Origin of the sequence: Streptomyces tatrensis (assembly GCF_049310065.1) — a bacterium.
Taxonomy (GTDB): Bacteria; Actinomycetota; Actinomycetes; order Streptomycetales; family Streptomycetaceae; genus Streptomyces.
This window is the reverse complement of the sequence record NZ_JBMDLB010000001.1, coordinates 43,540-50,510: the sequence shown is the minus strand read 5'-3', so window position 1 is coordinate 50,510 and position 6,971 is coordinate 43,540. Positions and strand designations below refer to the sequence as shown.

The following is a 6,971-nucleotide window of genomic DNA, read 5'->3' as shown; positions in this document are numbered from 1 at the left end:
GAGCGCTACGCGCTCAGGACCGAACGGCCTCGCTGCGCTCGGCCGGGGCCCTTCGGGCCCGGCTCTGCGCTTCGCTCCGAGCCATGGCCGGCCCTTCGGGCCGGGGTCCTCCGCTTCGCTTCGGACTGCTCGAGTTCCGCTGCGCTCCACTCTCGACGGGGGCGGGCCCGGGCGCGCTTCGCGCGGTAGGTGACCCCGTTTCACGGGGTCCGAGCCTTCGGCCTGTTGGGGTGTCCGCTTCGCTCCCACCCCGGACCCTTCCGGCTTCGCCTCCAGGCTTTAGGGCCCGCTACGCGGTCCCGGCTGGCAGCAAGAGGGGCGCTAGTCACTTCATCCCCGGGTCCTGGAGTGAGCGCAACCGTTGAATCCTGTCCCCAGGGTGTCGGGGTCACTCGTTCGTGCCGGGTTCCAGTATAGCGCATGCATCAGGATGATGCAGCATGTACCTTTGGAAGAAATTAGACGTAGGGTCCTGGTTATTCGGTCCAGGCTTTCCAGCCGTCGACGCCGGAGTCGCACTTCCGCGATCAATTGCCCTTTGATGAGCACCCTCTGGCGACTGGTCAGGAGAGCTGAAGGAGGCGAATGTTGCGGTCACAAATGCGCGCTCCGTCTGCGACCTGTGGCAGGGCGTCGACGGAGCGCGCACGCGTTAGCGGTTGCTGGTGCTCATCAGATGTGCGGCTACTCGCGATCCGAGCTCGCCACCGATGATTCCCGCGATGAGCGCGATGACGAATTCAGCAAAGCCGTCAACGGGGAGCACGATCAGGGCGAGCCCGGCGAGTCCCACAGCTCCGGCCATGTGGGGGCCGTGGTTGTTGAGCAGTGCGGCGAGGCGGCGAGTGGATGCGGTGGAGTTCATGCTTAAAGACTACGGGATTACTTCCAATTACGCAATACTCGGAGGGCTGCCACTCCGGGTGGTGGGTGCTAGAGATTGTCGCGAGGGGCGGCGCTGCTTGGCCGGCTCTGTCCCCGCCCTGCGGAGACCTGTTCACCGCGTTCGCTGCGTCATCCAGTGTCTGTGAAGCGGGCACAAGCTAGGTCAGCACACAGCACGGCAGTGGACAGGGAACCAGAATCCCTTTCGGCGTACTCGATTTCTGCTCGCGCATCCCGTCGCCGCACAGTCAGGGTTACATCGGCATCCAGCGCTGTCACCAGCGCTGGATCGTCGGTGTCCACCGCAGCCACGACAGGCACATGCAACACTCGCGCGATGTGGGTCAGCGCCTGTACCGCCGCGGGCAGCGCGCGGCCGGACAGTGGCACGGCCGGGTCGTGGGCCCGTTGTAGTCGGTCAACGACGACCAGCGCCAATCCTTCGATGTCTCTTGAAACCTCAGCGATAGTTGATGCCGTCGACCCTGCCCCGTCGTCGATGTGCCACACCGAACCCGCCAGGCCCGAAAGCTGTTCACCCACGGCAGCCGCTCGCTGCTGATCTTCGTCGGTTAGCTCGCCTGTTCGCAGAGCCCGGTAGTTCACTAGGGCCTCCGCCGCGATCACCCGCATCGCTACATCCGCCCGAGTTAGCCCCGAAGCCGCGTAGAGCACCGGCCGATGCCGGCGCAGCGCCGTTTCCCTGGCTACCGCAGCGACAAGCAGGGACGGCCCCGAACCGGGGGCGCCTGCAACGAGGGTCAGCTTCCCTGGCATCAGCCCGCCCACGAGCTCGTCCAGGGCGTTCAGGCCGAACCGCGCCGCCTCACGCGACGGACCGTCCATTCCCTGGGGCGCCAGCACTTCCTGGAGCACGTCGCCCAACGCCGATACAGACCGGCGGCGCACGGCGTCAGACGGTACGGAACGATCGGGCATGGAGGACTCCAGAAGACAAGGCGCAGACGCTCGGCGCACGCCGCTACGGCACATCGACCTGTAGCAAGAAGAGGGGCGGCGCTCGTAACACTAGTCCCTTAGCGGGTACATACGACAGCCCAATCGACATTGTGTAATTGCTTTTATTGCTGTACTGTGTGAGTTGCGGCCAGCGAGGCCGACCTTGCCCGAAGAGGTCACGTTAAGGAGCTGGGAACATGAGGAAGTGCAGCCAGTGCGACACCAGCAATGGTCCGCAGGACAAGAACTGCATGGTCTGCGACTCCCCCTTTCCCGCCTCCCGAGTCCGCATCAACCTGACGGGGCGCAGATCGACCGTTCGGCGCGACCGGCCCGGCCGCTGATCCGGCCGACACGGGACAGAATCAGGAGCTCACACCACATGATCACGAACACCACCGAGAAGCTGCCCCTTCAGGCCAACGGACATGAATTTCCTGGGGTCAACGAGGTGGAGGTGATGTGGTACGTCGACACGCCATTCGTACACACCATGACCACGCTCAACTGCACTGTCTGCGGCATGTACCCCAAACAGCAGGTCGTCGACAAGGCCGTCCAGGTGCTTGACCCTTGCCCCTACCCGAATGGCATCATCACCAAGATCACCCTGAACGTGACGTCCGGGAAGATCATCGTCGCGGCCGACCTGCGGCCCATCTACGACTGGGACAGCCGCGCTGTCCCCAGCATCAATTCGAGTCTCGGTATGGCCCAGGCGTCGGAGGCCATGGCCGCTATCGGCTGCGCCTACGGCTTCGTTCTCCACGGTGCCGGTCTGTACCGGACCGGCCCCGACAGCTACGTCATCGCCAACCCGGAACTCGACCAGTACAGCGACCCGGTGCTCCCTGAGGACGACTGTCTGGCGGACATCAGCGGCGCGGTGTGGGCCTACTCCATCGCAGACTTCGAACACTGGAAGGCCCGAGGCGGCGACCGCGCCGCACTCGACCGGCTGCACACCGTTGTGGACGTGCCACCAGGGGCCTACCAGTTCACCAACCACCAGGGTGAGCGCGACTTCGTGGCCGACTCCGCCGACACTGTCATCTTCACGCACATCGAGCGCATCGCCTGATGCCAGTCAGCTGCGCCCCATTTGGAGCGAGGACTCTCCCCCTGGGGCGGAGCAGGAGGACAATCTCCTAGGGGCGCCGAATTCACCGCCCGCCATTGATACCGGAGGTTCAATTATGCAGACGCTCAGCGCCGGCCCATGGCGCCGATGGTCTTTGTTCTGGGGCGCGCCGTGCGCGGTCATCGCGCTCGGCACTGTGTGGCTCGCCGTCGCGACAGGCGTTCGTTCGACGGCCGCAACCGCCATGGTGATCGTCGGCGCCCTGGCCGCTCTCTTCACGTTCGTTCTGTCCATGCCCCGTCATGGCAACCGTCGCGACGAGGGGTGATCTCTCCTCCCCGCCCCACCCGACCGGCCGCTCACTCTGAGCGGCCTCTCGCATGTCCGATTTATCCACGCGGGCTCAGCCCGCCCCCACCCGCCCCGGCAACGCACCCACCACACCCGTCGACACCCCTTCCGCTATCGCCGCATCACCCAAAGCCCCTACCGAACCCAGCACCCACCCAGCCACCTCACCCCCACAGCACCCACCCCCGAACCACCTCACCTCCCACGGCACCACGCCCAACCACCTCGCCTGGCCATCTCTCCGTTTTCAACTCACCGTGTCCCCTTCGTCAATCTGCTCTCCCCTGCTCTGCTCCGCTCTTCTTGCCCTCCTACTCCTCCTCTCCAATTCGCCGGCCTCTCTCACCCCATCTCGCCTTCCGTTCCTGCCTAACTAGCCCTGTAGGGAAGTAGTCGGCGTTCCGCGGCCCTTCAAAAGCATGGCCTGACCTGGTCTTTTGACCCATTCAGAGGTTGGTCCCGGTGCGACCAGAGGCGCGACCAGGAGCGCGACCAGAGGCGCGACCAGGAGCGCGACCAGGAGCGCGACCAGAGGCGCGACCTCGTACGACCCGGCGCAGACGGACGATCAGCCGCCGTCCCTACCTGACGCCGGCCGCATGTCTCGGGCGACCTAGGCCCGGCTCACCTGACGTGCGCGGTGTTGCACCCGTTAGGGGTGAATTCGCCTCCCTGGATCGCTGGACGCACGAGGTAGACCTAGATCACCCCACCGCCGCCGTGCGGCCACCGGGGAGATTCCACCTCCTTCGCCGACCAGGACGGGCCTCCTGCTGAGGTGTTTTCTCCTCCGTGCCTAGTTCCGATCATGAAGGGTGAATTCGCCCCTCCTGGAGGAGGGCGGAATCACCTCCGGCGGCCGGTTGCCAGCTCGGCGGTTGGGGGGCGGCGGTTCCTCCCTGGCACACGGCGTGGCGGCTCCGAGGGTGGTGCTCCGGGTTATGCAATCAGGTCGACCGGATGCAGGCAGCAGCAGAGGTGACGTTCGCCGCTGCTGTAGGTGTAGCCGTGGCCGTGGCAGTCGGGGCAGTTCCGGTCGTGCTCCTGCGGGACACCGGCCGTGCAGTCGACCGGTTCGGCCCAGACGGGCACGAAGATGTCGTCGCCCTGATCGTCCCAGGTGAGGGTGGCCATGACGATGCCGTCTCCGCCGCAGCCGCCGGGACAGTTCGGTTCGTGCGGTTGGTCGTCCTCGTCGCCCAGTGCTTCGAGATACGTGTCCAGCAGGTACTGGCGGGCGTTCTCTTCGGTCGTGCGCGGGTGCCCGTCGAGTTTTCGTACGTGGTGGCCGGCCTGAGCTGCTGCCTGCTCAGCGGCGTGGTCGGCGGGTGCGAGTGCCGCCGCCTTCCAGAGCAGGAGCCCGCGTGTGACGTGGTGTCGGCGCATCTGGGCGTACGCATCCGTGGCCAGGCCGCCGTTCTGGCATGCCTTGGCCACGGCATACGACCGGAGCATGTCGCGGACGAGCCGGGACTCGGTCGGGTAGCGCGAGGGCAGGGCGGCGGGCTCGGCCTCCTGGTCCACGGCAGAAGACATGAGGGCGGCTCCGGGCCGGGGGCCGGCGTGGTGGTGCAGGTCGGCGTAGGTGGTGCGCAGATGGTCGATTCCAGAGCGACGGGTGGTTGGCAGGTGGAAGCCGTCGTGGGCGAGGAGTTCGGTCCCCAGTCCGCGTGCGGCGTTGTGGACCTCGGGATCGTGGGCTCCCCGCAGGGCAAGGACATCGTAGAGGGCGCCGAGGTGGATGAGGTGGGCTCGTCTGATCCGGTGAAGTTGGTCAGTGCGGTAAGTGTCGGGGTGTTCGAAGGTGTCGTCGCGCTGCAGGTTGGCCCAGCGGGCTTCGAGGATCACGCGCTGGACGGATGCGCGTTCCTGGGCGTAGGCGGCGATGGCGTGTTCAGGCAGGTGCGTCGTCGAGATGGCCACGGGTGTCGTTCCTGTTCGGTCGGGAGGGAGCGGTGCGCGGGCGTGATCGCGATGCAGGTGGTTGTGGTGATGCCGTCGAGCCGGCCCTGGTCGTCGTAGGCGAGCTCGAGTTCGAGGCTTCGGTGGTCCACGTGCGGGCGCGGGGCGAGGCCGCAGGTGCTGTGGGCGACGTCGCCAGCGGTGTGTGGCGGGTTGGCAGATGTTCCTGCGGCCGAGGACCAGATCGACGAGCCAGTCCTGTGTGGCGGCGCTGTCCGCGCGCCAGGTGCACGAGGGAATCGGCAGGGCTGGGATCGGTTCGGTGTCCGTGGGCTGGTCATTTGCCTCTGGTGTCTAGCGGGGGTCGTGGATCGGCGAAGGGCCCGGCGAGTGCTGGGCCCTTCGCCGGTTCAGGTTCAGAAGTGGTCGCCGACTTCGACGCTGTCGTATTCGTCGGGGGTGACGGTCTCCCAGCCGGTCTCGTTGCCGTCCTGCAGCTTCAGCTCCCACTTCGCGGGGGTCCGGTATCCCTTGAAGACGGGGACCGCGGTCATCCCGCAGGGAGCGGAGGAGTCGTTCTTCCCTGGTGTGCTCGGGCCCGGGGCGGAGTGGGGCGGCGTCTGCTTGGAGGCGTCGCCGCGGGACGGGTTCGATTGGGGCTTCGGCTTCGGCTTCGAGGTGTCGGTACGCGGCCGAGGCTTCGGAGGATTCGGGCGGGAGAGGGTGGTGCGAGAGGTCTGCGAGCGCGCGGAGCGGCAAGCGGCCGGCCGTTCGACGTTCTCGTAGATCGGGCCCGCAGCGGGCCGGACGCGCTTCTCCACGACCTTTCCGTGGTCCAGGTCGGCGTCCCCGCATCCGGTGAGGATCAGGGCCGCGGAAATTGCTCCTGCCGTGGTGATGGAGCGCAAAGCGGTGCGGTGCATGGTGAGTCCTTGAGGTCTGTGGCTGATGTGGTCAGGCCGGTGGGCGGCCGCGTGGCGATGTGCGGCCGCCCTGCTTGTCTCAGGTGCCGGGAAGCCCAGCGACCAGGCGGTTGTAGAGCTCGATATTGGACAGAGCTAGCGGGTGGGCGCCGGCGGCGCTGACGCCGATGTTTCCGGGGAGTCGCCTGAGAAGGTCGAACCGACGCTCCGCACCGAACGGGACGAACTGCCAGCGCACGTTTTCGTGGGCAGTGGCCTGGAGGAAGTCGCGGGTGGCCGGTTCGTCCTGCGGCTCTACATCGGTCTGGAACACGACGAAGGCTGGGATGGACGCCTGGTAGGCCGTGGATGCGCGGTAGTGGGTGCGGACTGCTTCCATCGCCGGGCGGTATCGCGGTGTACCCGTGCCGCCCAGGAGTTCGTGCAACTCGCCAACGCGGCCCTGGTGCGCGCCGAGAGCGTCTACAAAGGCCTGCCGGCTCTGGAAGGCACCGCGTCGCGCGAACGTGTACATCTCGTCGGAGAAGAAGCCGACCGGAACCTTGCCGTCAGCGTCGAGGTGTGCGGAGAGGCTGAGGACCTGGTCGCCGAGTCGTTGGACTGCCCCGCTCTCGAAATGGTGCCTCATGGGGGCGGAGCGGCTGAACAGGAAGTAGACCGCCCTGCGGCTGCCGATGAGTTCTCGGGCTCGGAGGCTCTTCTCGGCGTCCTTGTACATGGCGATGAGGTCGGGCGCGGTTCCGGCTACCTTGTCGAGGCTGATGGCCGACGTCTTCTCAAGGGAGTGGGTGGCGGGCATGACGGACTCCTGGGTGGGAACGGCGGTTGGTCACTACTAGAGGTGTGCTTCGCAGCGTCCGTGTGACATC

Annotated in this window: 8 protein-coding genes; 3 read left to right on the top strand and 5 right to left on the bottom strand. The window is 66.5% G+C overall.

Features of this window, described 5'->3' with window-relative positions:
* Nucleotides 1-652: 652 nt before the first annotated feature.
* Together ACODT5_RS00235 and ACODT5_RS00230 are read right to left on the bottom strand one after the other, a co-directional pair.
* Nucleotides 653-865: a hypothetical protein gene (locus ACODT5_RS00235; RefSeq protein WP_422517086.1), complete on the bottom strand. Its 213-nt coding sequence runs from the start codon at nt 863-865 to the stop codon at nt 653-655.
* Between the two features lie 149 nt (nt 866-1,014).
* Nucleotides 1,015-1,824 (bottom strand): DnaB-like helicase C-terminal domain-containing protein, encoded by an 810-nt coding sequence (locus ACODT5_RS00230; protein ID WP_422517085.1) that lies wholly within the window; start codon nt 1,822-1,824, stop codon nt 1,015-1,017.
* Nucleotides 1,825-2,042: 218 nt separating this feature from the next.
* Here ACODT5_RS00230 and ACODT5_RS00225 point away from each other — a divergent pair, with 218 nt between their 5' ends.
* The 3 genes from ACODT5_RS00225 (at nt 2,043) to ACODT5_RS00215 (ending at nt 3,254) form a co-directional block, all read left to right on the top strand.
* Nucleotides 2,043-2,189 (top strand): hypothetical protein, encoded by a 147-nt coding sequence (locus ACODT5_RS00225; RefSeq protein ID WP_422517084.1) that lies wholly within the window; start codon nt 2,043-2,045, stop codon nt 2,187-2,189.
* Nucleotides 2,190-2,227: 38 nt separating this feature from the next.
* The gene (locus tag ACODT5_RS00220; RefSeq protein WP_422517083.1) at nt 2,228-2,926 is read left to right on the top strand and encodes a hypothetical protein; all 699 of its coding nucleotides are present in this window, start codon (nt 2,228-2,230) and stop codon (nt 2,924-2,926) included.
* Between the two features lie 115 nt (nt 2,927-3,041).
* Complete coding sequence (locus tag ACODT5_RS00215; RefSeq protein WP_422517082.1) at nt 3,042-3,254, top strand: hypothetical protein; 213 nt, start codon at nt 3,042-3,044, stop codon at nt 3,252-3,254.
* Nucleotides 3,255-4,216: 962 nt separating this feature from the next.
* On the opposite strand, the gene ACODT5_RS00210 is transcribed toward ACODT5_RS00215, so the two are convergent.
* From ACODT5_RS00210 to ACODT5_RS00200, 3 genes are all read right to left on the bottom strand, one after another.
* A complete protein-coding gene (locus ACODT5_RS00210) occupies nt 4,217-5,200 on the bottom strand; it encodes a hypothetical protein (RefSeq protein ID WP_422517081.1) in 984 nt (327 codons plus the stop codon).
* 395 nt (nt 5,201-5,595) lie between these two features.
* The gene (locus tag ACODT5_RS00205; RefSeq protein ID WP_422517080.1) at nt 5,596-6,102 is read right to left on the bottom strand and encodes a hypothetical protein; all 507 of its coding nucleotides are present in this window, start codon (nt 6,100-6,102) and stop codon (nt 5,596-5,598) included.
* Nucleotides 6,103-6,181: 79 nt separating this feature from the next.
* Complete coding sequence (locus ACODT5_RS00200) at nt 6,182-6,901, bottom strand: VWA domain-containing protein (protein ID WP_422517079.1); 720 nt, start codon at nt 6,899-6,901, stop codon at nt 6,182-6,184.
* Nucleotides 6,902-6,971 lie beyond the last annotated feature (70 nt).

What these genes read in the sequence shown, in the direction of transcription:
- ACODT5_RS00235 (WP_422517086.1), bottom strand. Translation starts at nt 865, where the DNA reads ATGAACTCCACCGCATCCACTCGCCGCCTCGCCGCACTGCTCAACAAC.
- ACODT5_RS00230 (WP_422517085.1), bottom strand. Translation starts at nt 1,824, where the DNA reads ATGCCCGATCGTTCCGTACCGTCTGACGCCGTGCGCCGCCGGTCTGTA.
- ACODT5_RS00225 (WP_422517084.1), top strand. Translation starts at nt 2,043, where the DNA reads ATGAGGAAGTGCAGCCAGTGCGACACCAGCAATGGTCCGCAGGACAAG.
- ACODT5_RS00220 (WP_422517083.1), top strand. Translation starts at nt 2,228, where the DNA reads ATGATCACGAACACCACCGAGAAGCTGCCCCTTCAGGCCAACGGACAT.
- ACODT5_RS00215 (WP_422517082.1), top strand. Translation starts at nt 3,042, where the DNA reads ATGCAGACGCTCAGCGCCGGCCCATGGCGCCGATGGTCTTTGTTCTGG.
- ACODT5_RS00205 (WP_422517080.1), bottom strand. Translation starts at nt 6,102, where the DNA reads ATGCACCGCACCGCTTTGCGCTCCATCACCACGGCAGGAGCAATTTCC.
- ACODT5_RS00200 (WP_422517079.1), bottom strand. Translation starts at nt 6,901, where the DNA reads ATGCCCGCCACCCACTCCCTTGAGAAGACGTCGGCCATCAGCCTCGAC.